This window comes from Pseudomonas sp. PDM02 (assembly GCF_014852285.1).
Classification (GTDB): domain Bacteria; phylum Pseudomonadota; class Gammaproteobacteria; order Pseudomonadales; family Pseudomonadaceae; genus Aquipseudomonas; species Aquipseudomonas migulae.
The window spans coordinates 46,338-72,289 of sequence record NZ_JACVBL010000020.1; the positions used below are offsets into that span (position 1 = coordinate 46,338).

Annotated in this window: 17 protein-coding genes; 8 read left to right on the forward strand and 9 right to left on the reverse strand. The window is 62.9% G+C overall.

All coding sequences use genetic code 11. The annotated features are described in order from the left end of the window. Positions 1-212: 212 nt before the first annotated feature. The 8 genes from IB245_RS27370 to IB245_RS27405 form a co-directional block, all read right to left on the reverse strand. Complete coding sequence (locus tag IB245_RS27370) at positions 213-2,675, reverse strand: TonB-dependent receptor plug domain-containing protein (RefSeq protein WP_192229253.1); 2,463 nt, start codon at positions 2,673-2,675, stop codon at positions 213-215. A 508-nt stretch (positions 2,676-3,183) separates the two neighbouring features. Continuing rightward, positions 3,184-5,454, reverse strand: a complete 2,271-nt coding sequence (locus IB245_RS27375) for a TonB-dependent receptor (protein WP_192229254.1) — start codon at positions 5,452-5,454, stop codon at positions 3,184-3,186. Between the two features lie 406 nt (positions 5,455-5,860). Next, positions 5,861-6,919, reverse strand: coding sequence for an ABC transporter substrate-binding protein (locus IB245_RS27380; RefSeq protein WP_008029136.1), 1,059 nt, complete (start codon positions 6,917-6,919; stop codon positions 5,861-5,863). Between the two features lie 36 nt (positions 6,920-6,955). Further along, the gene (locus IB245_RS27385; protein ID WP_192229255.1) at positions 6,956-8,008 is read right to left on the reverse strand and encodes an ABC transporter substrate-binding protein; all 1,053 of its coding nucleotides are present in this window, start codon (positions 8,006-8,008) and stop codon (positions 6,956-6,958) included. A 20-nt stretch (positions 8,009-8,028) separates the two neighbouring features. Next, positions 8,029-9,189 carry an LLM class flavin-dependent oxidoreductase gene (locus IB245_RS27390; RefSeq protein ID WP_192229256.1) on the reverse strand — a complete coding sequence of 387 codons (1,161 nt, stop codon included), beginning with the start codon at positions 9,187-9,189 and terminating at the stop codon, positions 8,029-8,031. A gap of 377 nt (positions 9,190-9,566) precedes the next feature. Next, positions 9,567-11,435 carry an ABC transporter ATP-binding protein gene (locus tag IB245_RS27395; RefSeq protein ID WP_192229257.1) on the reverse strand — a complete coding sequence of 623 codons (1,869 nt, stop codon included), beginning with the start codon at positions 11,433-11,435 and terminating at the stop codon, positions 9,567-9,569. Continuing rightward, the gene (locus tag IB245_RS27400; RefSeq protein WP_192229258.1) at positions 11,428-13,209 is read right to left on the reverse strand and encodes an ABC transporter ATP-binding protein; all 1,782 of its coding nucleotides are present in this window, start codon (positions 13,207-13,209) and stop codon (positions 11,428-11,430) included. Before IB245_RS27400 ends, IB245_RS27395 begins: the two co-directional genes overlap by 8 nt. 397 nt (positions 13,210-13,606) lie before the next feature. Further along, a complete protein-coding gene (locus IB245_RS27405) occupies positions 13,607-14,875 on the reverse strand; it encodes an acyl-CoA dehydrogenase family protein (RefSeq protein ID WP_192229259.1) in 1,269 nt (422 codons plus the stop codon). A 454-nt stretch (positions 14,876-15,329) separates the two neighbouring features. Here IB245_RS27405 and IB245_RS27410 point away from each other — a divergent pair, with 454 nt between their 5' ends. The 8 genes from IB245_RS27410 to IB245_RS27445 all read left to right on the forward strand — a co-directional run bounded on the left by IB245_RS27410 (position 15,330) and on the right by IB245_RS27445 (position 24,709). Next, positions 15,330-16,385, forward strand: coding sequence for an ABC transporter substrate-binding protein (locus IB245_RS27410; protein ID WP_192229260.1), 1,056 nt, complete (start codon positions 15,330-15,332; stop codon positions 16,383-16,385). Between the two features lie 15 nt (positions 16,386-16,400). Beyond that, entirely contained in the window at positions 16,401-17,132 is a 732-nt protein-coding gene (locus IB245_RS27415) for a class II aldolase/adducin family protein (RefSeq protein WP_192229261.1), read from the forward strand. 400 nt (positions 17,133-17,532) lie between these two features. Continuing rightward, positions 17,533-18,732: an LLM class flavin-dependent oxidoreductase gene (locus tag IB245_RS27420; RefSeq protein ID WP_192229262.1), complete on the forward strand. Its 1,200-nt coding sequence runs from the start codon at positions 17,533-17,535 to the stop codon at positions 18,730-18,732. A gap of 10 nt (positions 18,733-18,742) precedes the next feature. After that, on the forward strand, positions 18,743-20,311 hold the full coding sequence (locus IB245_RS27425) for an ABC transporter substrate-binding protein (protein ID WP_192229263.1): 1,569 nt from the start codon (positions 18,743-18,745) through the stop codon (positions 20,309-20,311). After that, positions 20,304-21,365, forward strand: coding sequence for an ABC transporter permease (locus IB245_RS27430; RefSeq protein WP_008029155.1), 1,062 nt, complete (start codon positions 20,304-20,306; stop codon positions 21,363-21,365). The genes IB245_RS27425 and IB245_RS27430 overlap by 8 nt, the downstream gene beginning before the upstream one ends. Positions 21,366-21,375: 10 nt before the next feature. Next, positions 21,376-22,221, forward strand: coding sequence for an ABC transporter permease (locus tag IB245_RS27435; protein ID WP_192229264.1), 846 nt, complete (start codon positions 21,376-21,378; stop codon positions 22,219-22,221). Further along, entirely contained in the window at positions 22,218-24,023 is a 1,806-nt protein-coding gene (locus tag IB245_RS27440) for a dipeptide ABC transporter ATP-binding protein (RefSeq protein WP_192229265.1), read from the forward strand. Before IB245_RS27435 ends, IB245_RS27440 begins: the two co-directional genes overlap by 4 nt. 227 nt (positions 24,024-24,250) lie before the next feature. Further along, positions 24,251-24,709, forward strand: coding sequence for an REP-associated tyrosine transposase (locus IB245_RS27445; protein WP_192229266.1), 459 nt, complete (start codon positions 24,251-24,253; stop codon positions 24,707-24,709). Positions 24,710-24,844: 135 nt separating this feature from the next. Here the strand turns inward: IB245_RS27445 and IB245_RS27450 are convergent, their stop codons facing one another. Beyond that, positions 24,845-25,930, reverse strand: a complete 1,086-nt coding sequence (locus tag IB245_RS27450; protein ID WP_192229267.1) for an LLM class flavin-dependent oxidoreductase — start codon at positions 25,928-25,930, stop codon at positions 24,845-24,847. Positions 25,931-25,952: the final 22 nt, after the last annotated feature.

The following is a 25,952-nucleotide window of genomic DNA, read 5'->3' on the forward strand; positions in this document are numbered from 1 at the left end:
GCGAAGTACCGCAGGGGTATCGCAAGAGGTGTGCCATCGCACAGAGAGTGGTTGATCGCACTGACGCCTTCGCGGGCAAGCCTCGCTCCTACAGGGACAATTCGTAACCTGTAGGAGCGAGGCTTGCCCGCGAAGACGTCAGCCTATGCGCCGCACATTGATGCCATGCCAGCACCCATTGCTGCCCCAGCAACACCCCATCAGCACCCGCGTCAGAACTCGTAACTGACGCTGGTGTAATAGAACGCACCCTGCGCACCTTCAGGGCTGGTGATCGAGTATTTCGGTACGCCGTACAACTGCGCGCCATCCGCCTTGTCCGGGTGCGTGTCGAACAGGTTGATCGCGCCCACCGACAGCTTCAGCGCCTTGTTGAAGGTGTACGACACATCCAGGTCCGTGACCCATTGCGGGCTGTAGGTCTGGTCCAGGGTCGGGTTGGTGGCGTTGAGGCTTTTCCATTCACCGTAACGACGCTGAGCCACGGTCACACCCCATTCATCAAACAGCCAGTTGGCGCTAAGCACCAGTTTGGTTTCCGGTGTGCCGTCCTCGATCAGGCCCTGGGTGGTACGGCCGACAATCTGCGAACCCTTGATATTGCCGACATCGCGCAACGCGGTGATTTTCGTGTTGTTCTGGCTGATGCCGCTGCTCAGGTTCAGGCGTCCCCATTGCTGCAGGTCCAGTTGATAGTTACCCATCAGCTCGATCCCGTCGGTGCGGGTGTCGGCAACGTTGGTGTAGAAGGCCGCGCTCTGGATATTCGCGTAGGGCGTGCCGGCGAAAATCGGCGACACCACCGCCGCCGGCAACTGATCGGAGAGGGTGATGCGGTTGTCGATGTCGATCCGGTAGGCGTCCAGCGTCACCGACGCATTGGCCAACGGACGCCAGACCAGGCCCAGGGAATAACTGGTGGACTCTTCCGGTTTCAGCGACTTGCCGCCCAGCAGCGCCGCTTCCGGGCTGTCGGCGCGCAATGTGCGTTGCTGCACTTCGACGAAGTTGCCGCTGCCGGGCGGTTGCTCGACCACCTGCACGCTGAACGAAGACAAGCCGCTCTGCACCAGCGACGGCGCGCGATAACCCGTGCTGGCCGTGGCCCGTGCGGCGATCTGCGGAGTGAAGTCATAACGCAGCGACAGTTTGCCGTTGGTGGTGTCGCCGAAGTCCGAATAGTGCTCGGTGCGCACCGCGACGCCGGCCTGGAATTTCTCGGTGATCTGCCCTTCGACGTCGATGTAGGCACCCAGCACGTTGCGGTCCAGTGAAGCCGCATCGACCTGGGTGATGCCCGAGTAGTAACCCGGGATGCGCCGGCCGGTGACCGGGTCGACGGTGTTGAACAACGGGCCGTTCTGCCAGCCAGCCGCTTCGCCGGCGCTCAGCTCGTAATTCTCCTGGCGCCAGGCCAGGCCGGCCGAGAGCGTCAGCGGCTTGAACAGCAGGTCGGTGGGGAAATCCCGCACCCAGTCCAGCGTGACGTTGGTCTGATCGACCTCCCGTTCGCCGGTGAAGATTTTCTCCGGGCTGGTGGCGCCCCAGCTGGGGTTGATCGCGTTACGGTCGGTGGACTTCAGGGTGTTGTTGCCATGGTTCACGGCGAAGTCGAATTTACCCAGAAGGTCGTCTTCGTAACGCAGGCCGCCGGTCAGCGCATAGTCTTCCAGCGAATAGCGCGTGATCGGCAGGCGCCCGTCCGGGAAGCGCTGCAACGCGGTGCTGCTGTAGTTGTTGCGCAGGGTGGTGGGCGGGTCGAAGAAGCCTTCGGCGTCGGTGTTTTTGTGCGAGTAGGTGGCGAAACCGTAGGCCGTCAGACCGTCGCCGATGCCGACTTCGCTGTTCGCGGCGAAGTTGTACTGGTCCGAGACATTGCCCGAGCCCCAGCGCCAGGTGCGGTAGCGGTTGTTCTGCTCGCGCGGCGTGTTGATGCTGGTGGAACCGGGGTAGAAGATCCGGTTGTCAGGGTTGGTGTCGCTGGCCGGGTCCTGGCTGCCGGCGTCGAAACTCAGGGTCAGGAAGCCGTCGTTGGGCAGGGCGAAACCTTTCCAGCCGCTGAGTTTGCGCTGGATGCCGTCACCCTTGTCGTAGCCGCCGAAGCGGTAGCCGAGGTTGCCGCCGTCGTCCTTTTCCTTGAGCACGATGTTGATCACCCCGGCGATGGCGTCGGAGCCGTATTGAGCGGCGGCGCCGTCGCGCAGGATTTCGACGCGCTGGATCGAGCTCAAGGGAATCAGGCTCAGGTCGACCGCGGCGGCGCCACGACCATTGACCAGGCTTTGCCGCGTGACGTTGGCGCTGGTGTGGCGGCGCTTGCCGTTGACCAGCACCAGCACCTGATCGGAGGCCAGGCCACGCAAAGAGGCGCCCTGAGCGATGGAACCGGCGAACGCGCCCTGGGGCGATTGCGGATAGCTGAACGAAGGCGACAGGGCCGTGAGCGCGCCGGACAGGTCGCTGGCACCGGTCTGCTGCAATTGCTCGCTGGTCAAGACGTCTACCGGCGCGGCGCTTTCCAGTGCGGTGACATCACTGCGCCGGGTACCGAGCACCACGACAGTGTCCAGGTGATCGGAAGTGGCGGCAGGTTTGGTTTCGGCAGCTATTACAGGCACGGCAAGGCTGCCTAAGACCAGCGCAATAGCGCCGGCCAACGGAGTGCGATGGAACATGAGCAGAGTCCTTAAAAGGTCCGCAGCCCCTGTAGGAGCCGGCTTGCCGGCGATGGCGACCGCATGAGCGATGCGCGCCTTGAGGCCGCATCGCCAGCAAGCCGGCTCCTACAGGGGAAGCGGTGTCACGGAAATTGAGAACAACACAATCCTTTGTAGGAGCCGGCTTGCCGGCGATAGCGTCCTCACTGGCTATGCAAGTCTTGAAGGCCTCATCGCTGGCAAGCCAGCTCCTACAGGGGAAGCGGTGTCACGGAAATCGAGAACAACACAATCCTTGTAGGAGCCGGCTTGCTGGCGATAGCGTCCTCACTGGCGACGCAAGGCTTGAAGACCTCATCGCTGGCAAGCCAGCTCCTACAGGGAGAAGCGGTGTCACTGAAATTGAGAACAACACAATCCTTGTAGGAGCCGGCTTGCTGGCGATGGCGTCCTTACCTGCGATGCAAGGCTCACGGGCCCCATCGCCAGCAAGCCGGCTCCTACAGGAGAGGTGTGTGAACCGGGATCAGAAGCGGCTGGTCACGCTCAGGCCGACGGTGCGTGGGTCGCCGTAGGTGATGACGTATTGACCGAGGGTGCCGTTGGGCCGGCCATGGACCTGGTAGCGACGGTCGGTGAGGTTGTTGACGAAACCGGTGACGCTGAGTTTTTCATCCGGGCTGAACCAGGTCAGGCGGGTGTTGGCCAGGGTGTAATGGGGTTGGGTGAGCGTCTTGTCGGCGCTGCTCTGGCGATCGGCGAGGAAGTATTCCTTGTCGCGAAAACTCACGTCACCACCGGCCACCAGCTTGCCGCCGATCTCCAGCGGGAAGGTGTAATCGGCGCCGAGCGACACCACGTTGCGTGGCGAACGCACGAAGCTGTTGCCGCTGTAGTCACCGGTGACGGCGCCTGTGGTCGGGTTGGTGTTTTTGAAATCGGTGTATTCGGTATCGAGGAACGACACCGCCGCCCGCAAGTGCAGGTAGTCCGTCGGCTGGCCTTCGAGCTCCAGCTCGGCGCCCTTGACCGTACCCTTGGCGCCGTTGGTCAGCGCGGTGGTCAACACCCCGTTGTTGACCGTCAGCAGGTTCACCTGAATGTCCGAATAGTCGTAGTAGAAAATGTTGGCGTTGGCCGTCAGGCGATGGTCGAACCACTCGGACTTGAGGCCGATTTCGTAGGCGTCGAGTTGTTCCGGGTCAACCGTGGTCAGCTGCGCAAGGCTGGTCGACAGTCCGGTGTTGAAGCCGCCGGAACGGAAGCCATGGGCATAACGGAAGAACACGCGCACGTTGTCGTTGATCCGGTATTCCGGCGTCAGGTCGTACGTCCAGGCTTCCCAGGTCTTGTCTTCCTGACGATTGCCGTTGGTGCCGGCGCCGCCCAGTGGCACCAGCGGGCCGTTGGCAGTGGTGCGGGTCAGTTGGGTCAGGTTGAGGTCGATGTCTTTCTTTTCCTGGGTCCAGCGCAGGCCACCGGTGACGCTGAAGTCGTCGGTGAAGTCGTAGGTCAGGTTGCCGAACAACGCATAGCTGTCGGTGGTGTGGTCGAAGTTGAGGTCACGAAAATCGGTGGCGCCGCCGGTCTGGTTCGAGCCGGTGCCGTTCGGTGTCGGGCCGGGCGTGATGATGCGCTGGGCCGAGCTGTCGAGGTCTTCGTGGAAGTAATGCGCACCGGCGAGCCAGCGCAGGGTCTCCTGCTGCGGCGATGCCAGGCGGATTTCTTGCGAGTACTGGGTGTATTTGTTATCGGAAATCGCCGCGCCGTTCACCTCAAAAGGCGTGTAGTCGGCGTCGCTGGTGGACTGGCCGCGGATGTAGTCATAAGCGCTGATTGACGTCAGGGTGTAATCACCCAAATTCCAGTTCAGGGTCAGCGACGTGCCGTCGTGATCAAGCTTGGAGTCCTCGTTGACGTTCAGCGCGGTGTCGCGCCCGTTGGGTCGTTGATAACCGACGTTGTAGTAACGACCGACGGCCAGCGAGCCGTTGCTGCCATCTCCTTTGAATTCGCGGCTGTGGATCTTCAGCAGGGCCTCCAGGTCCGGGTTCAGTTGCGCGAGGAATTGCAGGCGTACGGCTTTCTTGTTGACGTCGCCGTAGGTGTTGTCGTCGACGAGGTTCTTCTGGAAACCGTCGCGCTCTTCGGAATACAGCGCCACCCGTGCGGCGAGTTTTTCATCCACCAGCGCGCCGCCGAGGGCACCGCTGACGATGCGTTCGTTCTTGCTGCCGAAGCCGATGGTGCCGAAACCGTCAGTGTCGAAAGTCGGCTTTTTGGAAATGATGTTCACCGCGCCGGCGGTAGTGTTCTTGCCGTACAGCGTGCCTTGCGGACCGCGCAGAATCTCCACGCGTTCCAGGTCGAACAACGGCCCGCCACCGGCAATCGGTGCGTTCAGGTACACGTCATCGGCGTAGATCCCCACCGGGAACACCGTGGCCGCGCCCGTATCACCGGTGCCGAGGCCGCGAATGTACCAACGCGGCCGGCCATCGCCGTCGGGGTTCTTCGCCGCTACGTTGGGAACGAATGTGGTGATGTCGCCGATATTGCGCACGCCATCGGCTATCAGGCTGGTGCCCTGTACCGCCGACACGGCCACCGGAACCTCTTGCAGGGTTTCTTCCCGGTGTTGAGCGGTGACGGTGACCGTCTTGAGTGAAGGCTCCGTGGTGGTCTTGTCGCTGTCTGCGTCCTTGGATTGCGCCGCCAGCAGCCCCTCGCTGACAGTCCCCCCGGACAGCAGCAAGGTTAACCAGATACTCTTGGTGATTGGATTAAGTTTATGCATGTGAATCTCCCCCGTTAAAGTTTCGCTAATAGGGGTAGAGCAGAGATCGTGCCAGATTATTTTCTAGGGGTTTTAGTTTTGTTAAATAGTTGAAATAAAAGGATTAAATAGTTTTTTGAAGTTGCTGTTAAGGGCGATTTTTAATAAGTGAGTTAGTTGGATCCAGTCTGGCGCTAAGTGCCTGTCGTGGATTCAGCAGAAAGTTGCTTGGCGGGTGTTGCTGGAGCAGCAGGAGTGGGGCGAGGGTGTGTTGCCAGGCGAGCAGTGTGTGTGGCTTGGGGACGGCTTCGCGGGCAAGCCTCGCTCCTACAGGGGTTGTGTGTCGTTCAAATTTATTGTGGTCGACACACATCGCCTGTAGGAGCGAGGCTTGCCCGCGAAGGGGCCCTCACAAACGAAAAAAACCTCAAACCGCCAATCGTGACGTCGAACCAATCACCTTTTCCAGCACGCTGAAATCAATCCACTCACGCACATCGAACCGGCGTGGAATGAAATCCCAGCGATGCAGGAAATCGGTGAAATCCTGCAACGCTTCAATCGAGCGCGCATCCAGGGTTGTGCGCAAACGCCGATGCGCATCTTCACCGTACGCAGCGGCCACCCAGTACTCGCTGGTATTGAGTTCCCGCGCCAAAAAGCGACGGGTTTCTTCCGGATTGGCCCACGCCCATTGCTCGGTGCGCAGCACGGTGTCGACGATTTTCACGCTGGCATCGAAATGCTCGTGCAGCAGGTGCGTGTCCACGGTCAGGGTCCGTGGCGTGCCGTTGTTCGAGCGGATCAACGGGTCAGGGTGCGAGCCGGTATCGACCACCACCTGCAAGCCGAACTCGTTCGCCAGGTGCACGGCGTGCGCACCCTTGAGGAAAATCGCGTCGATGTCGCCGCGCAGCAGTCCGATCAGTTCGTTATTGCGCTTGCTGAAGCGCGTGACACCGAGGCTGACTTCCGAGCCAAAGACATGCTGTTTTTGATCGTCGCTGTAAGTACCGCCGTAGGGGTAATCCACCAGCTCGACATCGGACACCTCCAGGCCTTCAAGCTTGAGGGCGTTTTCCAGTCCGCGCAGGGCCTGGGCGCGGGTGAAATCGATCTGCACGTTGGCCCATTTCGGCAGGCCGAAGCGGCGGTTCTTCAGGTCGCGAATGCTCTTCACGCCGCTTTCCGCAGTGGTCAGGATCAACTGCACCTCGTCGCTCCAGGACAACCCCAATACGCGGGTTTGCACGCCGCTGGCGTAGGCCCAGATCGCTGGAATATTGCCGCCGTGACGCACCGAATTTTTCAGGTGATGGTCGTAATGAGCTTCGCGAACTTCCCGTTCACTGGACTCGCGCAAGGACTGGATATTGGTGCCGAACGGCAGAAAGGCTTCCGCCAGTCGCCCGGACTGCACGGCGATGCCAAGCCCGGTGGGCACCGGGCTGTGGGTGTACCAAAGGGTATCGAGTGGTTTGCTCATAAGGGTCTTCAGTTCCAATCCATGAAATCCGGCGGGTTAGCCAGCCAGTGCGGTGGGTGTTGCCAGCAGTGCTTGCAGTGGCCGTGGATCGATCCAGTCGCGCACGTCGAAGCTTTTCGGGATGAAGCGCCAGCGATGCAGGAAGTGGGTGAAATCCTGCAACGCGGCGATGGCCTGTTCGTCGAGTTCGGTGCGCAGGCGCAGGTGCGCGTCGTCGCCATACGCGGCGCTGACCCAGTACTCGCTGCTGTTGGTTTCCCGAGCCAGGTAGCGACGGGTTTCTTCCGGATGGGTGTGCGCCCATTGTTCGGCGCGCAGCACGGAATCAAGAATGCCGGTGGCCACATCAAAATGCTGGTCCAGCAGGTTCAGGTCCACGGCCAGTGTGCGCGGGGTGCCGTTGTTGCTGCGAATCAGCGGTTCCGGATGCGAGCCAGTGTCGATCACCGTGTGCAGGCCAAACTCGTGGGCCTGCCGGGCGGCACTCGCGCCCTTGAGGAAAATCGCATCGACCTCACCGCGCAGCAGGCCCACCAGTTCCAGGTTGCGCCCCTCGACCCGCTGCGCGCTGACCGGCGTGCCGTTGACGGTCTGCACCTGCGGGTCGCTGAACGTGCCGTCATAATGGAAGTTCACCAATTGCACGTCGCCGACTTGCAGGCCTTCGAGTTTCAGGGCGTTTTCCAGGCCGCGCAGAGCCTGGGCGCGGGTGAAGTCGATCTGCGCGCCGGCCCAGTCCGGCAGGCCGAAACGACGGCCCTTGAGGTCCTTGACGGTTTTGATGCCGCTGTCGGCGCGGGTCAGGATCAGTTGCACTTCATCAGCCCAGGACAGGCCGATGACCCGGGTTTCCCGGCCCTGCGCACGGGCCCAGATCGCCGGGATGTTGCCGCCGTGGCGTACCGAGTTACGCAAGGTGTGATCGAAGTGCGATTCGCGAACCGCTTTGTCAGTGGACTCGCGCAGCGATTGAACCTCGGTGCCGAGCGCGCCGACGGTGTCTTGCAGCCAGCCTTTTTGCACGGCGATGCCGAGCCCGGTCGGGACCGGGCAGCGGGTGTACCAGAGGGTGTCGAGGGCTTGCGTCATCAATGATTCTCCCGCCGCGCTCAGGCGCTGGCCTTCAAGTGAGTTTGCGGTTGGGCAACAGGGCGCTGGTGCACCAGCGGCAGCACTTCCTGACCGATGCGCAGGGCTTCTTCCAGGTGCGGATTGCCGGCGAGGATGAAGGTCGAGAAACCGGCGTCGCGGTATTCCGACAGGCGTTCGGCGATGTTCTGGTGACTGCCTACCAGGCCCACGGTCGGCCCGGGTTTGGCCTTGGCGAAACCGGCCCACAGGTTCGGGCCAATGATCAGGTCATCAAAGCGATCGATGTTCTGGTGGTAAGCCGTTTGCCGTGCGCCACCGACTGAATCGGAACCGCTGGTAAAGCCTTTGGCGACTACGCTGCTCTTGCCGTCGAGCTTGTCGAACTGGCGGCGCAGATCTTTCCAGGCCTGCTCTTCGGTTTCGCGGGCGAAGAGGTCGACGCGCAGACCGAAGCGCACGCTGCGGCCTTGTTTGTCCGCCAGTTCGCGGACGCGCTCGATGTGCGGCTTGAGCTTGTCGATCGGCTCGGCCCAGTTCAGGTAAACGTCGGCATGTTTGGCGGCGACATCCAGCGCGGCATCGGAAAAACCGGAGAAATACACGCCGGGTTTGCGTTCGTTTTGCAAACCATGGGGCAGGGCGCCGTTCTCCAGTTGGTAGATATCGCCGTCGTAGGAGAAACGTTCGTTCTGCCAAAGACCCTGGATGATGTCGAGGAATTCGCCGGTGCGCTTGTAGCGCAGGTCGTGTTCGAGGAAGTCACCGTTGGCCCGCTGACTGGCCGGGTTGCCGCCGGTGATGATGTTCCACTCCAGGCGGCCGCGACTGAGGTTTTGCAGGATGGCCGCTTGTTGCGCGGCATAGGCCGGCAAGGTCCAGGTGGCCTGGAAGGCGATCAGGAATTTGATCCGGCGGGTTTCCCGGGCCAGGGCCGCTGCGGCAATCCACGGCTCCGGGCCGGTGGGCAGCAGGGCGCCTTCGAACCCGGCCAGTTCCGCCGCTTTCGCGACCTGGGCGATGTAGTCGATGTAAGTGAAGTCATCCGGTTCGCCGTTGGGCAAACGCCCCGGTGCGATGTTGCCCGGTCGATAGTCCGGATTGCCACGATTGTGTTTGTCGGTGGTCAGTTGCGGACCATCGGTGCCCAGCGGCAGACGCCAGAAAAATTCAGTGCTCATGGGATGCTCCTGATTCAAGTACGCGTTGCGTCGCGCAGGTGCGAGGACGCCTTGGCAGGGGTGGTTGCAACGGACATGCCATGGTCGGCGGGGTGGGTTTGGGGCCGCAGGGGCGGGGGGATGACGGGGGGAGAAACGGTGTCGGCGGTGGGAGGTGCTGCTGTAGCAGCAGTCTGTCAGCAATGGTTGTTCGGGGTGCAGCAGAGGGTTTTGTGGTGATTTGTAGATCGCTATCGCCGGCAAGCCGGCTCCCACAGGTTTCGTGTACGACGCCAATCCCCTGTGGGAGCTGGCTTGCCAGCGATGGCGGCCTGCCTGACACACCGCGCAATCCGCATCGCCAGCAAGCCGGCTCCTACAAGCGATTGCGGTTTTCGTCACGCCGGCGCTGTGGCGACGATATCGTCGATCGACGCACCCGCTTCGGCGCTGCGCAGATAGGTCTGGTACAACGCCGCATAGGCGCCACCCTGGTCGATCAATTGGCTGTGCGGCCCTTGTTCGACCAGGCGGCCATGACGGATCACTGCAATTCGGTCGGCGTCGCGTATGGTTGCCAGGCGGTGGGCGATGATGATCGCGGTGCGGCCCTCGCACAGTCGGCGGAACGCGCGCTGAATGCGTCGCTCGGTGTGGATGTCGACCGCCGAAGTCGCTTCGTCCAGCACCAGCACTGCCGGGTCCGCGAGGTAGGCGCGCACCAGGCACACCAGTTGCCGCTGGCCGTGGCTCAAGTGCCCGCCCAGCGGCCCGACTTCGGTCTGGTACTGATGCGGCAGGCGTTCCAGCACTTCATCCGCTCCCAGCTCCCGGGCAGCAGCAATCAGCCGGGCATCGTCCGCCTGGGGCGCGGCGAGGCGCAGGTTGTCGAGGATGCTGCCGCTGAACAGCACATTGTCCTGCAGCACCACGCCGACGTTGCGCCGCAGTTCATGCTGGGTGAGGTCGCGGATATCAACGCCATCGAGCTTCACCGCCCCCGACTGCACCTCGTAAAAACGCGTCAGCAACTGCACCAGCGTGCTCTTGCCATGGCCCGACGGGCCGACGATCGCCAGCACTTCGCCGGCCGGAATCTGCAGGTCGAGGTCATTGATCACCGGTGAAGCGCCGCTGGCATCGTAGGCAAACCGCACCCGTTCAAAACTGACTTCGCCGCGGGCCTTGCCCAGGCGTTGCGGGGTGGTGCTGTCGCTGATCTCCGGGCGCGTGTCGAGCAGCAAAAAGATCCGCTGCGCCGAGGCCGATCCGGTGGCGTAACGCTCGAACAGGTCCGACAGTTCCTGCAACGGCCCAAGAAACAGGAACACATAAAACAGGCTTTCCGCGACCTGGCCCACGGTGACATCCGCCTGCGCCAGACCATAAGCGCCCACCAGCAACAACACCGCCATGCCGGCGGAGCTGAGCAACGCGGTGAACGGCGCAAACCAGCTGGATCGCAGGCTGCCGCGAATCAGCGCCTGATTGAAATCATCCAGCAAGCCGCGATAGCGCCGCAGGTTGGGCGCTTGCTGAGCGCATTGTTGCAACATGCGCGCGCCGCTGACGCTCTCCACCAGATGCGCGGTGAAACGGCTGCGGTTTTCCGCGACTTTGGCCCAGTTGTGCTGGGAAATGCGTTTGAAACTCCAGGTCGCCAACACCAGCAACGGCACCGTGGCGGCGAGGCTGAGAAAGAATCGCGGGTCGATCCGCCACAGCATCACCGAAGCCAGGCCACAGCGCAGCAGCGCGCCCAGCAGTTCGGGCGGGCCCTGAATCAGCAGCGGTTCGAGGGCGTCGACATCGCGGTCGGCGCGAGAAATGATCCGCCCGGCCTTGGTCCGGTCGAAGTAGCTGACACTCAAGCTCTGGACATGGGCAAATACGCGCACCCGCAAGTCATTGAGCACACGGATCGCCGCGCTGCCTGCGACAAACTGCGAGACACCGGCGAGCAGGAAACGCCCGAGCCAACTGGCCGCCAATCCGAGGCCGAGCCACAGCACCAGGCGTTCGTCGAGCAGCCAGTGATCGTTCTGTTGAATCAGCCCACGGTCGAGCAACTCACGGACAAACCACGGCCGCAGAAACACCGTGAACACCAGCAGCAGTTCAATGCCGATGACGCCGACAATGTGCCGGCGAATCGGTTTCAGCAGCGGCAACAGCCGGCTGAACATGCTGCGGTCGAGGGCCTTGCGGGCCAGCATTTCTTCGATTTCGATATCGCTCAAGGCCTTGCCGGCGATTGGGTTAGCCATGGTCGATCCCTAGCAGGTCGCGGTAGTCCGGATGGGTTTTGAGTAATGCTTCGTGGGTGCCGTTGGCGGTGATTTTGCCGTCCTGCAGCATCAGCACACGGTCCGCGAGGAGGATGGTCGAGAGCTTGCTGGAGATCACCAGCAACGTGGTGGCCCGGCCCTGATCGCGGCGCAACTGGCGAATGTTGTTCAGCACCTGGCGTTCACTGATCGCATCCAGCGCGCTTGTGGCGTCGTCCAGGCACAGAATGTCCGGCTCGCCAAGCAGTGCGCGGGCCAGGCTCAGACGCTGGCGCTGGCCGCCGGACAAGGTCACGCCGCGATCCCCCAGCGGCGTGGCCAGGCCGTGCGGCAGGCGTTCCAGCACGTCTTCGGCGGCGGCCAGGCGCAAACCGTGACGCAGTTGTTGATCGCTGGCGTCGGGTGCGGTCAGGCGCAGGTTGGCCGCCAGGGTGTCGGAAAACAGGAAGCTTTCCTGCGGCACCACGTGCACCCGGCGTCGCAATTCGTCGAGGTTCAACTGGCGAATGTCTTGCCAGCCGGCGCTGTCCGAACCGATCAGCAGACGCCCGGAATTGATGTCGCTGAGGCGTGGCAACAGGCTTGCCAACAGGCTTTTGCCAGTGCCGGTGGCGCCGACGAGCGCGACGATTTCGCCGGGCTGCACGGTCAGCGAGCAGTCATGAAGAATGTCCAGGCCGCCACCCGGTGCGCTGACGTTGACGTGTTCCAGTTTCAGCCCCAGCGGCGTGTCGGGCAGGGTCGCGTTGCCGCTGCGGATCGCTGCAGGCTCGTCCAGCAGTTGCCAGATCCGTTCGGCGCTGGAGCGTGCGTCGGCGAAGGTCTGCATCACCCGGCCAATGCCTTCGATGCGGAACACCAGGGTGGTGGCGATCAGCAGCGAGGTCACCAGTTCACCGATACCCAATTGCGCGGTGGCCACCAGGTGCGCGCCGTACACCAGAATCCACACATGCCCCAGCGCGACGACGGCCTGGGGCAACGGAATCCGCGAACTGGAATAGGCGAGGGCCTGGCGGGCGTGCTCGGCGAACACCGCCACCTGCCAGGCGAAACGCTGGATGCGGCTGTGTTCCAGACCAAACGATTTGATCACCCGCACGCCGCCGATGCCTTCGCTGAGGTCCTGATTGACCCGGTCGTAGGCCTCGCCGACGGTGCGGTCGAGGCTGACCAGACGCTCGGTCTGACGCACGAAAATCCACAGGCCGAACACCGTCAGCAGCAGCGGCACCAACCCCAGCAGCGGGTTGTACCAGCTCAACAGGCCGACGGTGGCCAGCACCACCAGCGGGGTTTCCACCACCTGGCGCCAGAAGCTGATCAGCGCATCGCGCACCTTGTCGGCATCGCGGGTGGTGCGGGTGATCATTTCGCCCATGCCGTGCTGCCAGTGGTAACCCAGGTGCAGGGTTTGCACCTGCTGCAGGATGCGCTCGCGCAGGCGCGTCAGCAGCTCCTGGCTGAGCACCAGCGACAGCACGCTGGCGGCGTATTGCAACACGCCACGGCCAAACGCCACGGCGAGCATCAGCCACAACCAGTACCAGCCGAGGCTGGCGTCGAGACTGCCATCGGCTTGCCGGACAACCGCGCGGCCGGCGCTGACGTCGTTGACGGCGTGGCCGATCAGCCATTGCTGCCAGACCAGCCCGAGGTTCACCGCGATGTACAACGCCGCCACCAGGGCGAAGCGCCAGGGCATCTCCCGGTAAATCGCCAGGCTGCGCAAGAGAGGATGTTTTTCGATCATGAAAAAGCTCTGTGTGGTGTGCGGACACGATCTCGACCCTGTAGGAGCCGGCTTGCCGGCGATGGGGCCTTTGGATTTTGCATGGGGCTTTAGGGCGCCTTCGCGGGCAAGCCTCGCTCCTACAGGGTTTTGCATTTGTTCAGGTTGAACGCCGAACCTGTAGGAGCCGGCTTGCTGGCGATGGGGCCTTTGGATTTTGCATAGGGCTTTAGGGCGCCTTCGCGGGCAAGCCTCGCTCCTACAGGGTTTCGCATTTGTTCAGGTGGAACGCCGCCCCTGTAGGAGCCGGCTTGCTGGCGATGGGGCCTTTGGATGTGCATCGATTTCGAGGACGCCATCGTCGGAACGCCGCCCGCAGCAAGCCTCACTCCTACAAGGGGAGGCGGTGTCTGGGGGATCACCGTCCGGGGCTGGTCGCGCCCTGTTTTTCCTTGGCGTTGAGGATCGCGGTGTATTCGCCGGGGTCGACGCCGTTGAGGTAGTAGTTGCCGACATGGTGCAGGCGCCAGCGAATCGGGTCGTGGGTGGTGTGGACCCTTGCGTTGCGCCAGAAGCGGTCGAGGTTCCATTTGCTCAGCGAGGAACTGGCGCCAAGCAGGGAGAAAATGTCGCTGGAGATTTTCAGCGACGCCGCGTCGGAGTGGGCGCGGGCGGTGGCCACAGACAGAATCAGCTCGTCCTGCAGTTCCTTGTTGTCCGGGTCCAGTTCGTGCTGATCGAACACCCGCGCCGCGTCGCGCAGCAGCGATTGCGCGCCGCGCAGGGCCACGGCGTATTCGCCGATCTGCTTGATGATGTGCGGCTCCTGATTGGCGTGATCGACGCCGCTTTCCACCCACGGCCGCGCATTGTGATTCAGGTAGTCCACCGCAGCCGACAGCGCACCTTCGGCAATGCCGGTATCGATGGCCGCGTGGAGAATCTGCGGGAAGGTCAACCCGGTGCGTTTCATCGGCCCTTTGCGCTGGGAGACGAAACCTTCGTCGAGTTCGATGTTGTCGAAAATCACTGTGCCGCTGACCGAGTTTTTCTGGCCGAACGCTTCCCAGTCATCCACCAGCGTCAGGCCCGGTGTGTTGCGATTGAGCAGCACCCCGGCACCGCCGTCATCACTGGCGGCGGTCAGGGAAATCCACTCGGCCAGGTAGGAACCGGTGGAGTAGAACTTGCTGCCATTGAGGATCAACTTGCCGTCGGCGCGGCGTTCGACGCGGGTCTTGAGGGCGAATTTGTTCTTGCCGCCGACTTCCGCCAGGGCATTGCCGAAACGCTTGCCGGCCAATACATCGCGAACCAGTCGGTCGCGAATCTCGTCGGAGTACCCGGTAAAAATCCCTCGCAGCATGACGTTGTGGATTTGCAGCAACTGACCGACGCCGCCGTCGGCCACCGAGATGAGGCGCACGGTTTCGACGATGGTTTCCACCGAAGCGCCGAGGCCGCCAAACGCCTTGGGCACGCCAATGGCGGTCAAGCCGCTCTCCGACAACAGCTGCGCCTGACGCCGCGGCAGTTGGCCGTTTTGACTGGCGTCGGCGGCGATCTCGGCAATCTCCCAGGCGATGTCCCTGGCCACGGCGATGGCTTGTGCCTCGCTGTCCAGCAGGCGGATCGGCGCCTGTTCTTGTATCAGTTGTCCGGCGGGGTTGTGTTCGACCTTGCTCATTGCTGTACCTCTGATCATTGATCTGATGATGGCCGTGAACCCTTGTAGGAGCCGGTTTGCTGCGGGCGGCGTTCCGACGATGGCGGCGGATCAAACAACATGGATGTCGCCTGATGCACCGCCATCGTCGGAACGCCGCCCGCAGCAAGCCGGCTCCTACAAAGGGATCGGTGTTTCACGGGCGTTGAAGGGCCTTGAGCAAGTTCTGCGCCAAGGGCTGGAACGCCCGCCCGACAAGGGGTTGGGCGGGGTGGTGTTGCTGGGGAAGCAATGCCGGGGAGGCGACTGCTCGGCCAGCAGCAGTCACCGCGCAATGCTGCTGGCAGGCCAGCAACCAGCGTCGGTTGTTTGCTCGGTGTCAGGCGCAAAGCCCCGTAAACCGGGCGTTTCAGCTCTTGGCACGGGCGCTGCAATAGCTCTGGCAACAGACACTTGCCCAACCACGGAGCTGCCCATGACGCTTGCTGCCAAACAATCCCGACCCGCTGCCCCGGCTGAACTGGAGCAGATCTGGTTCACCCGTTGCCCGGTGCCGACCGCTTCCGGCATCGCCTATAAACTCGGCTGGCTCAGCGAAGAATTCGCCGCTGACGGTCTGCCGGTGTCGACCTTGCAGGAGGCCCGGCAACTGGGGCATCACCACTACGATCACGAGTTGCCGGGCCTGTTTCGTGAAGGCGGCAACGTACCGGCCCTGGCGGCACGCGCCGCTGGTGCGCCGAGTCGCCTGATCGGCCTGACCTGGATCGAAGAGTGGCAAACCATCCTGGTTCGCCCGGACTCCGGCATTCGTCGTCCGCAAGACCTCAAAGGCAAGCGTCTGGCGCTGCCGGCCTGGGGTGAAACCCGCCCCGGCAGCATCGCTCGGGCCATGAGCCTGCACGGCTACAAAGGCGCGTTGAGCCTGGCGGGGCTGGGCTTTGATGACGTCGAACTGGTGGAAGTGGCGCTGCAAAACCAGGAGCAGGCGGCGAATCCTCAAGAGGGCTTGCAACGCCTTTGGTCGGGCCTCGATTACCTGGTGCGCGGTGAAGTCGACGCGGTGTACGTCAAAGGCGCGTCCGCCGCCGATGCCGCGCGGCGTCTCGGGCTGGTGGTGGGCATTGACCTCGACCTGATCGCCGAGCCGCGTTATCGCATCAACAATGGCACGCCGCGCCCGATCACGGTCCACCAGAGCCTGCTGGACAACCATTTCGACCTGGTCGTGCGCTTTCTCGCGCAAACCCTCAGCGCCGCCGATTGGGCGGCGAACAATCGCGAGGCACTAAACGCGATTCTCGAAGAAGAAACCCGCGCCGGCAGTGCCGGTGTCGCCGAAGCCTATCGCGGTGAATTCCACACCACGCTGGCGCCGGACCTGTCGGCACAGCGTCTGGAGTTTCTCGATACCCAGAAAGATTTCCTTTACCTGCACGGCTTCCTCGAACGCGATTTTTCCATCGCCGACTGGGTCGATCCGCGCCCGTTGCAAGCCGCCCATGAACTGTTGGCCAAGCGCCGCGCCTGACTCTGGAGAATTGCCATGACCGTACTCATCAACGAACAACTGATCAGCGAAGAACTGAAGAACTTCATCGACAAGGTGCTGGTCGAGGCTGAAGAAGCCTTCACCGTGTTCCGTGAAACCAACACCATTACCGCCAACGGCACCGTTGGTTTCATCGAGCGCGTACCGGGCCAGGAACTGCTGGTGTCGGTGAACTACGGCGGCCCGTGGAATTACCGCAAGCCGCTGCAAGCCACGGTCACCGACTTCGAAGGCAAGGTGATCTTCGGCAAAGGCAAGGGTGGGTTGGGGCGTTACACCAAACTGTTCCAGCAACATGCCGATGTGACCACCGTGTCCCATGTGCACTCGCCATACCTCGGCGCCTGGGCGCAAACCCACCGCACGCTGCCGTTCCACTACGTGCCGGTGCAGCGTTATCAGCTCGCCCGGGAGTTGCCGGTGTACATCGACCGCCGTCAGCCGGAAGTCGATTTCATCCTCGACAAGATTGCCGAAAACCCCTTCAACCTGGCGATTCTCGAAGCCAACGGCGGCTCCACCGTGTGGGGCAAACAGGGCCTGCGCGCCACCGCCGAATTCATCCTGTTGCTGGAGGAGGGCGCGCAACTGCAATTGCTCGCCGACGCCCTCGGCGGCTCCCGCGCCTATGGCCCTGGCGTGTTGACCCAGCAATGGAAAATGAGCGGCCTGTACGACAAAGCCACCGAGCTGGGCCTGGTGCCAGCCATCGACCGTCGTAGCTAACCCGGAGATTCCCCAGCCACCGCATCCACTGTAGGAGCCGGCTTGCTGGCGATAGGGCCCGAAAGATCGACGCAAGGTTCAAGGGCCTCATCGCCAGCAAGCCGGCTCCTACAAAGGTTGGCGTACACCGCTTGACCTGGACAAAACACAGACCCCCTGTAGGAGCCGGCTTGCTGGCGATAGCGCCCGAAAGATCGACGCAAGGTTCAAGGGCCCCATCGCCAGCAAGCCGGCTCCTACAAAGTTCGGCGTACACCGATTGGCCTGGACAAAACACAGAACCCCTGTAGGAGCCGGCTTGCCGGCGATGGCGCCCGAAACATCGGCGCAAAGCTCAAGGGCCTCATCGCCAGCAAGCCGGCTCCTACAGAGGTGCATTGCCCCTACAAGGAACACACCCATGGCTGTAAAAATTCTCTGGTACCTCACCACCCCCGACGGACCTTATCCGTGGGAACCCGAAGGCCGCTGGACAACCGATTTCGAACATCTGAAACAACTCGCCGTGGCCAGCGACCGTCTCGGTTACTACGGTTCGCTGCTGGGTTCCAGCCCCAACGAAAGCCTCGCTGTCTCGGCCGCGCTGATCGACGCCACGAAACGCCTGCGCTTCCTGGTCGCGCAACACCCCGGTGAACTGTCGCCAGCCGTGTTGGCCAAGTGGGCGCTGACCTTCGATCAATTCTCCAACGGCCGCCTGCTGTTCAACGTGGTCAACGGCAATGACGCCGGCCTGGCCACCCTCGGCGTGCATTACCCCCACGACGAACGTTATGACTTCAGCCTCGAATACTGGCGTGCGTTCCAGAGCTTCTACGCCGGGGACACCTCGGGGTTCGACGGCCAGTACGTCAAACTCGCCCCCCGTTCACCGGCTGCCGCGAGTCATCCGTTGGGTGGCTGGCATCCGCCGAAGCAAAAGCCTGGCATCCCACTGTGGGGCGCGGGCACGTCGGGGCCGGGTGTCGCGCACTCGGTGCAACTGCTCGACGTGTACCTGAGCTTCGCCAACACCCCGCCGAAACTCGGTGAGAAATTCCGCAAGGTCGCAGCAGAAGCCGCGAAAATCGGCCGTGAGCTGACCTTCGGCACGCGCCTGCAAATCATCGTTCGCGAAACCGAGGAAGAGGCCTGGGCCCACGCTGAAAAACTCTTGCAACGTACCTCGTTGCAAACCGCGCGCACGGCCATCGAACGTCAATTGCCGCCCGGTGAAACCCTGGAAACCTTCCACAGCGACGATCCGCAGGTCCAGCGCAACGTCGAGGCCATTCGCGCCGGCCGTTTGCCCAAGGCCCGGGACCTGGAGATCTACCCGAACGTCTGGCTCGGCCCGAGCCTGTTCGGCTTCAACATCCTCGGCCCGGCAGCCGGCACTTACCTGGTGGGCAGCGCCGAGCAGGTCGCCGAGCGTATTCGCGAATACGAAGCGCAGGGCACATCGGCATTCATTCTGTCCGGTTTCCCGCTGATCGATGAAGCGCACCGGGTGGCCGATCTGCTGTTCCCGTTACTCGATCTGGATCACGGTTTCGACGTGCCGCAATTGGGTGTCAGCACACCGGCACCACGGCGTGTAGCAGTGACCGAGCGAGTCTGAGGAGACAGCGATGAACGAATTTTCCCGTCGCCGGTTTCTCGGCAATGGCCTGGCGGTCAGTGGCGGCCTGTTGCTTGGCAGCAGCCTGCTCAGCGGATGCGACAGCGGGGCACAGGTCAGCGGCGCGGCCGCGTTGTCCAGCACCCCGGTGCGCGGCGGTCGCTTGCGGGTCGGCATCATCGATGGCGATCAGTCGGGCAACCTCGACGCGCACAAACCGGTGGGCGGCGGGATCATTCGCGGCTGGGCGCTCTACAGCAAGTTCTGGGAATGGAACACCGACGTCAGCACGCGCCTGGCCCTGGCCGAGTTTGCCGAGCCCAACGCCGACGCCAGCGCCTGGACCATTCGCATCAAACCGGGCCTGGAGTTCCATCACGGCAAGAGCATCGGCGCCGATGACATGCTGTTCTCGATCCTGCGCCTGACCGACCCGAAACTGGCATCGCCATTCGCCGGTCTGGTGGGCGCGATCGACCGCAACGCGTTGCGCAAACTGGATGCGCGCACCATCGAGATCCGCTTCAAGGAAGGCCAGAGCTTTTACCCGCTGGATGAAACCCTGATCAGCTTCGGCGGCATCGTCCCCACCGATTACGACCCCGTCAGCAACCCGGTCGGCGCCGGCCCTTACAAGCTCAAGAGTTTCATTCCCGGCCAGCGCTCGCTTTATCAGCGCTTCGAGAATTACTACAAACCCGGCCAGCCCTATGCCGATGAACTGGAGATCATCGAGTTCAAGGACCAGGTGTCCCGCGCCGCCGCCCTGCGCGCCGGGCAAATTGACGTGGCCAGCGGCGTGCAAGCCGAACACAGCGCACTGCTCAAGGCCGACTCACGGCTGAGGTTGTACGCCTCGCCGAGCACCTCGTTCACCGGGTTCAATCTGAATCTGGCGAAGCAACCGTTTCAGGATCAGCGGGTGCGCCAGGCGTTCCGCCTGTTGGCCGACCGTCGCGAGTTGGTGGACCGCGGCCTCAACGGTTTCGGGCGCATCGCCAACGACCTGTATTCGCCCCACGACCCCACCTACAACCACAGCATTGCCCAGCGTCCCTACGACCTGGAACAGGCGCGTTCGCTGTTGCGCCAGGCCGGGCAGACCGACCTGCGGGTGGAGCTGACCACCACGCCGGGGCCGGGCGTCAACGCGGCGCTGGTGTTTGCGCAACAGGCGAAAAAGGCCGGAGTCGAGATCAAGGTCACCCAGGTCGATGGCTCGGTGTTCAACGGTCCGCAACGGGAAAACTGGCTGCTGTCGCCGGGCTCCACACCGGCCCGGGGTTTTCTCGCGTCGGCGCTGCACAACGATGCGCCACAGGCCATCTACAACCGCAGCAACTTCCACGATGAACGCTTCAGCGCGCTGTACCGCCAGGCGTTGGCGCAACCCGACCTTGAGCAACGCAAAGTGCTGGTGCACGAAGCGCAAGGCATTCAACACGAACGCGGTGGCTTGTTGATCTGGGGCTTCAATGATGTGCTAGACGCAGCATCGGTGCGGGTCGGCGGTTTGCAGCCTGAACAGACCACATTTGCCTCCTGGCGTTTTGATGAATTGTGGGTGAACCATGCCTGAGCCTTCTTGCAAAGAACCCCGCACGCCAGCCTGGCTGTCGTGGTTTATCGGGCGCCTGGCTTACGGATTGTTGACAGCGTGGGTCATCAGCCTGGTGGTGTTCATCGCCACGCAGGCGCTGCCCTCGGACCCGGCCCGGGTGATTCTCGGCCCCGACGCGCCGCTGGAAAGCATCCTCACCTTGCAACGCCAGTTGGGTCTGGACCGGCCGATTCTCGAACAGTACCTGCGCTGGCTCGGGCATGCCCTGAGCGGCGAACTCGGTGTGTCGCTCGACTCCAACGCGCCGGTCGGCAGCATTCTGTTCGGCCGTTTCGGCTACACCCTGGCGCTGCTCGCCGGGGTCATTGCGGTGGTGGTGCCGGCAGCGTTGTTGCTCGGCGTTTCCCTGGCGTTGCGCCGTGACAGTCGGCTGGATCGCTGGAGCCTGTCGCTGCTGATCTTCCTTAAAGCCACGCCGGGGTTTCTGTTGGCCATCGGTCTGGTGCTGCTGTTTTCCATGCCGCACATGGACCTGCTGCCGGCGGTTTCGATCCTCGATCCGGACAAGTCGCTGCTGCGCCAATTGCAGTTCCTGGTGTTGCCGGTGCTGGCCCTGAGCCTGTCGGCATTGCCGTACCTGACGCGCATGGTGCGGGCATCGATGATCGAGGCGCTGGAGTCCGATTACGTGATCGCTGCGCGCCTGCGCGGCATTCCCGAGTGGCGCATCGTCTGGCGCCACACGCTGCCCAACGCATTGATCCCGGCGATTCAAGGCGTGGCGTTGACGCTGAGAACGCTGATTGGCGGCGCGCTGTTGGCCGAGGTGATTTTCAGTTACCCCGGCATCGGCACCTCGTTGAATTCGGCGATCCAGATGCGCGACTTGCCGATGGTCCAGGCCATCGTGCTGGTGATCACCCTCGGCGTGGTGTTGATCAACCTGCTCGCCGATCTGCTGACCGTGCTGCTTACGCCAAAACTGCGCACCGCCCGTCGCGTGACCATGATTCAGCGTAACCGCCGGGGCATTCAGCCGTGGTGGCGACGTTCCCCATCCAAGGCGCCTTGAGAGGTAAAACATGACTGACTCCCGACGTTCGCGCTGGCAGGTCTGGCTGGCGGAACCGCAAACCCGCAAGGGCGCGCTGATCACTGCGCTGGTGGTGACACTGGCGTTGTCTGGCCCGTGGCTGGCGCCGCACAGCCCGACGGAAATGCTTGGTTCGGTGTACGGCGCACCGGTTGGCGCGGCATTACTGGGCTATGACTTTCTCGGGCACGACGTGGTGTCACGCTTGCTCAGTGGTGGCCTCTCGGTGTTGTGGATGTCGGTGGCGGCGGCCTCGATTGCGCTGTTGACCGGTAGCACCCTGGGGTTGCTGGCGGGATTTTCCCGGCGCCGGCTCGACCAGTTGATTACCTGGCTGGCGGACGTGTCGCTGGCCTTTCCCGACCTGATTCTGGTGTTGTTGATCGTCTCCATGCTCGGCCGCGCGCCATGGCTGATTGTGCTGACCGTGGCCATCGCTTTCACGCCCGGTGTGATCCGCCTGGCCCGTGGCAGTGCGGTGGCGGTGGCGGGGCAGGAATTCGTCGAGGCCGCGCAGATGATGGGCTACTCGCGACGGCGGATTCTGTTCAGGGAGATCCTGCCGAACATCCTCACGCCGCTGCTGGTGCATTTCGGCAACATGCTGACCTGGGGCGTCGGCATGCTCTCGGGCCTGAGTTTTCTCGGCTACGGCGTGGCTCCGCCGACTGCTGATTGGGGGCTGATGATCAATGAAAACCAGGCCGGTTTACTGGTGCAGCCGTGGGCGGTGCTGGCCCCGGCGATCCTGATCGGCATTTTCGCCTATGGCACCAATATCCTCGCTGAAGGCATCGGCCGCAGCAGTTCACGGATCGGAGAAAAACAGCCATGAATGCGATTGCCGGGATCGAGTCCCGCCCGCCGGTGAGCACTGCCGGGGTGTTACAGGTGCGGGATCTGCGGGTCGAGTTGGCGGGACAGATTGATGTGCTGTCCGGGGTTTCGTTCAGCCTTGGGGCGGGCGAGATTCTGGGGTTGGTCGGCGAGTCCGGCTCCGGCAAGACGACCCTGGCCACCGCGTTGCTCGCCCATGCCCGGCGCGGGGCGCGGATTGTCGGCGGGCAGGTCGAGGTGTCGGGTCATTCGTTGTTGACGCTTGAGGGCGAAGCGTTGCGCCGGGCCCGTGGCAGCCTGATCGGCTACGTCGCGCAGGACCCGGCGACGGCGCTGAATCCGGCGCTGCGCATTGGCAGTCTGCTGCGCGAAACCCTCGGTGCGCATCAGATTGAACTGGATCGTGCGGCGCAACAGCAGCGCATCGTCGATACCTTGCGTGATGTCGGTCTGCCGGACGACGCGGCGTTTTTGCGGCGCTTCCCCCATCAGCTCTCCGGTGGGCAGCAGCAACGGGTGATGCTGGCGCTGGCGTTTGTCCTGCGTCCGCAGTTGATCGTCCTCGATGAACCGACCACGGCGCTGGACGTCACCACTCAGGCGCACATCCTCGCGACCTTGCGCCGCTTGTGCAAAAGCCTCGGCGTGGCGGCGGTGTACGTGTCCCACGACCTTGCGGTGATCAAGGACCTGGTCGACCGGGTGATGGTCATGTACGCCGGGCGCATCGTTGAAGTCGCTGACCGTGAGGCGTTGTTCACGCGGCCGGCTCATCCGTACACCCGAGGCCTGCTGGCGGCGATTCCCGATGTGGCGCAGCGTCGCGATTTGCAGGCGATCCCGGGACATGCCCCGGCACCGGGGCAGCGGCCGCACGGCTGTGCTTTCGCGCCTCGGTGTTCGCGTCGCACCGCCGAGTGCTCGCAGGCTGAGCCGGCCTTGCACGACCTGTCTTCAGCGCAGCGAGTGGCGTGTCTCGATCCGCATCTTCAGGCCTTGCAGCTAGTTGCCCAGGCGCCGGTGTCGGCTGTCGATGTGCCGGTGGAGCGGGCGCCGCTGCTGGAGATCAAAGACTTGAACGTGGCCTACGATCGACAGGTGTTGTTCGACGTTTCTCTGCGGGTGGCCGCCGGGGAATGCCTGGCGCTGGTGGGCGAATCCGGTTCCGGCAAGACCAGCCTGGCCCGGGCCATCGCCGGGCTCGGGGAAAACGCCGAGGGCGACTTGCATTACGCGGGTGTGCCGCTGAGCTTGTCGGCCCGCCGACGTGACGGGTGGCAACGGCATCAGATTCAATACATTTTTCAGAACCCGTACCGGGCGCTGAACCCGCGACAGACCGTTTACCAGACCCTGAGTGCGCCGCTGGAACACTTCTTCGGCATCAAGGGCAGTGTTGCGCGCCAGCGCGTGGATGCGGTGCTCAAGCGGGTGTCGCTGCCGGCGTCGGTGGCCGATCTGTATCCGCACAGCCTGTCCGGCGGCGAGCGCCAGCGCGTGGCCATTGCCCGGGCGCTGGTGTGTGAGCCGAAACTGCTGATCTGCGATGAAATTACCTCAGCGCTGGACGTGTCGGTGCAGGCTTCGATCCTGGCGCTGTTGCGGCAATTGCAAATCGAAGGACTGACCCTGTTGTTCGTCACCCACGACCTCGGCGTGGTTCGCGCGATTGCCGACCGGGTGTTGGTGCTGAAGCTGGGAAGGGTGGTGGAGCAGGGGGCGGTTGACGATGTGCTGGATCAGCCGCAGGCGGCGTATACGCGTACGTTGCTGGAGAATTCGCCGACGTTGGGCGCATAGTCGGCTTACCGGCAATTCGATGGCGAACGTTATGCCGCCATCGCTGGCAAGCCAGCTCCTACAGGGTTATGGGGTGTACGCCGAAATGCGGCTTGGCACAAACCTGTAGGAGCCGGCTTGCCGGCGATGGCGATCAAACAGACACATTCAGAACTGAACTTTGACAACGACCATCCCATCTGCGCACTAGCCTTGTGTTTCTCCCAACAACACAGGAGGGCAATGGAATGCCCGATCTTCCCCACGCCAACCACCTGCGCGCCGGGCGCTATTCTCAAAGCGGCCAAATCTACCTGCTGACGGCCGTCGTCCAGCATCGCGAGCCCTTGTTCAGCGATTGGCGGACCGGACGGTTGTTGGTACGAGAATTTCAACATGCGCACGTCGGGGATCTAGTTGAATCTCTTACCTGGGTCATCATGCCCGACCATTTCCATTGGCTGGTCGAACTCAAACAGTGCACCTTGCCAACATTGATGCGGGGCACCAAATCCCGCAGTGCACGGATGATCAATGCTCACCTCGGACGCTCCGGGCGTTTGTGGCAAAAAAACTTTCACGACCGGGCGATTCGGCGTGAAGAGGATTTACTGGCGGTGGCGCGTTATGTCATCGCCAATCCGATACGTGCTGGCCTTGTCAGGCGTGTGCACGATTACCCGCTGTGGGATGCCAAATGGCTGTAGGCGCACATTTTTCTGGTGATCGTTAAACCGCCATCGCCGGCAAGCCGGCTCCTACAAAGGCATGGTGTGCATGTTGAAACGTGGCACGACACAACCCTGTAGGAGCCGGCTTGCCGGCGATGGCGTCGGTGGAAACTACGCCACCCGCGCCTTGCGCCGCCGTGCTTCCTCGCGCACCGCCGGGATGATCCAGCGGCCGTAATCGACGGTGTCGTACAGCGGGTCATAACCACGATTGAGGAAGGTGGTCACACCCAGGTCGACGTAATCGAGCAACGCCTGGGCCACGGTTTCCGGGGTGCCGACCAGGGCGGTGGTGTCGCCGTAGGCGCCGACGGCGGTGGCGGTGGGCATCCACAGGGCGCGGTCGTGACGATCACCTTGTGCCGCAGCGGCGAGCAAGCGTTCGGAGCCGGTGCCCTTGATGCGTTTTTGCCAGGGGCTGCCGGCGGCGAACTGTGGATTGGCCTTGATCTGTTCCAGAATCTGCTCCGCCCGCTGCCACGCCAATTCTTCAGTCGCCCCCAGAATCAAGCGCACGGACAGGCTCACCCGTGGCGCCTCCACGCCCGCCGCACTTGCCGCCGCGCGCAGTTTGCCGATCTGTTCGGCGACGCCGCTCAGCGGTTCGCCCCATAGCGCATACAGATCCGCGTGTTTCACCGCGATCTGATAGGCAATGTCCGACGACCCGCCAAAGGAAATCGGAATGTGCGGCTGCTGCAATGGCTTGACCGGCGAGAAGGCGCCCTTGATGTTGAAATACTGCCCCTCGAAGTCGAACGGTTCTTCAGCCGTCCAGGTGCGCCGGACGATCTCCAGGTACTCATCGGTGCGCTTGTAGCGTTCGATCTTGTCCAGCAGGAAGTCGCCTTCCTGGGGTTCGGCGGTGATGCCGGTAATCGCATGCAGGCGAATCCGCCCGCCGCCGGTGGTGTGATCGAGTGTCGCGAAGGCTCGGGCAGCGGCGGTGGGGGCGTTCAATGCCGGACGATGGGCGATCATGAAACCCAGGCGCTCGGTGTGCGCCGCCGCGTAGGCCGCAATCTGCAAACTGTCCGCGCTGCCCGGGCCGCTGGCGATCAGCACCCGGTCGAAGCCTGCGTGTTCATGGGCGCGGGCGTGGTGGCGGATAAAGTCCAGATCGAAATCCGCGCTGCGAATGCCACGGGTCTCGGACCACTGGCGGGGGAAAATCATGCCGACAAACTCAATGGACATGGAACACTCCTGATAGCGATAG

What these genes read in the sequence shown, in the direction of transcription:
- IB245_RS27370 (WP_192229253.1), bottom strand. Translation starts at nt 2,675, where the DNA reads ATGTTCCATCGCACTCCGTTGGCCGGCGCTATTGCGCTGGTCTTAGGC.
- IB245_RS27375 (WP_192229254.1), bottom strand. Translation starts at nt 5,454, where the DNA reads ATGCATAAACTTAATCCAATCACCAAGAGTATCTGGTTAACCTTGCTG.
- IB245_RS27380 (WP_008029136.1), bottom strand. Translation starts at nt 6,919, where the DNA reads ATGAGCAAACCACTCGATACCCTTTGGTACACCCACAGCCCGGTGCCC.
- IB245_RS27385 (WP_192229255.1), bottom strand. Translation starts at nt 8,008, where the DNA reads ATGACGCAAGCCCTCGACACCCTCTGGTACACCCGCTGCCCGGTCCCG.
- IB245_RS27390 (WP_192229256.1), bottom strand. Translation starts at nt 9,189, where the DNA reads ATGAGCACTGAATTTTTCTGGCGTCTGCCGCTGGGCACCGATGGTCCG.
- IB245_RS27395 (WP_192229257.1), bottom strand. Translation starts at nt 11,435, where the DNA reads ATGGCTAACCCAATCGCCGGCAAGGCCTTGAGCGATATCGAAATCGAA.
- IB245_RS27400 (WP_192229258.1), bottom strand. Translation starts at nt 13,209, where the DNA reads ATGATCGAAAAACATCCTCTCTTGCGCAGCCTGGCGATTTACCGGGAG.
- IB245_RS27405 (WP_192229259.1), bottom strand. Translation starts at nt 14,875, where the DNA reads ATGAGCAAGGTCGAACACAACCCCGCCGGACAACTGATACAAGAACAG.
- IB245_RS27410 (WP_192229260.1), top strand. Translation starts at nt 15,330, where the DNA reads ATGACGCTTGCTGCCAAACAATCCCGACCCGCTGCCCCGGCTGAACTG.
- IB245_RS27415 (WP_192229261.1), top strand. Translation starts at nt 16,401, where the DNA reads ATGACCGTACTCATCAACGAACAACTGATCAGCGAAGAACTGAAGAAC.
- IB245_RS27420 (WP_192229262.1), top strand. Translation starts at nt 17,533, where the DNA reads ATGGCTGTAAAAATTCTCTGGTACCTCACCACCCCCGACGGACCTTAT.
- IB245_RS27425 (WP_192229263.1), top strand. Translation starts at nt 18,743, where the DNA reads ATGAACGAATTTTCCCGTCGCCGGTTTCTCGGCAATGGCCTGGCGGTC.
- IB245_RS27430 (WP_008029155.1), top strand. Translation starts at nt 20,304, where the DNA reads ATGCCTGAGCCTTCTTGCAAAGAACCCCGCACGCCAGCCTGGCTGTCG.
- IB245_RS27435 (WP_192229264.1), top strand. Translation starts at nt 21,376, where the DNA reads ATGACTGACTCCCGACGTTCGCGCTGGCAGGTCTGGCTGGCGGAACCG.
- IB245_RS27440 (WP_192229265.1), top strand. Translation starts at nt 22,218, where the DNA reads ATGAATGCGATTGCCGGGATCGAGTCCCGCCCGCCGGTGAGCACTGCC.
- IB245_RS27445 (WP_192229266.1), top strand. Translation starts at nt 24,251, where the DNA reads ATGCCCGATCTTCCCCACGCCAACCACCTGCGCGCCGGGCGCTATTCT.
- IB245_RS27450 (WP_192229267.1), bottom strand. Translation starts at nt 25,930, where the DNA reads ATGTCCATTGAGTTTGTCGGCATGATTTTCCCCCGCCAGTGGTCCGAG.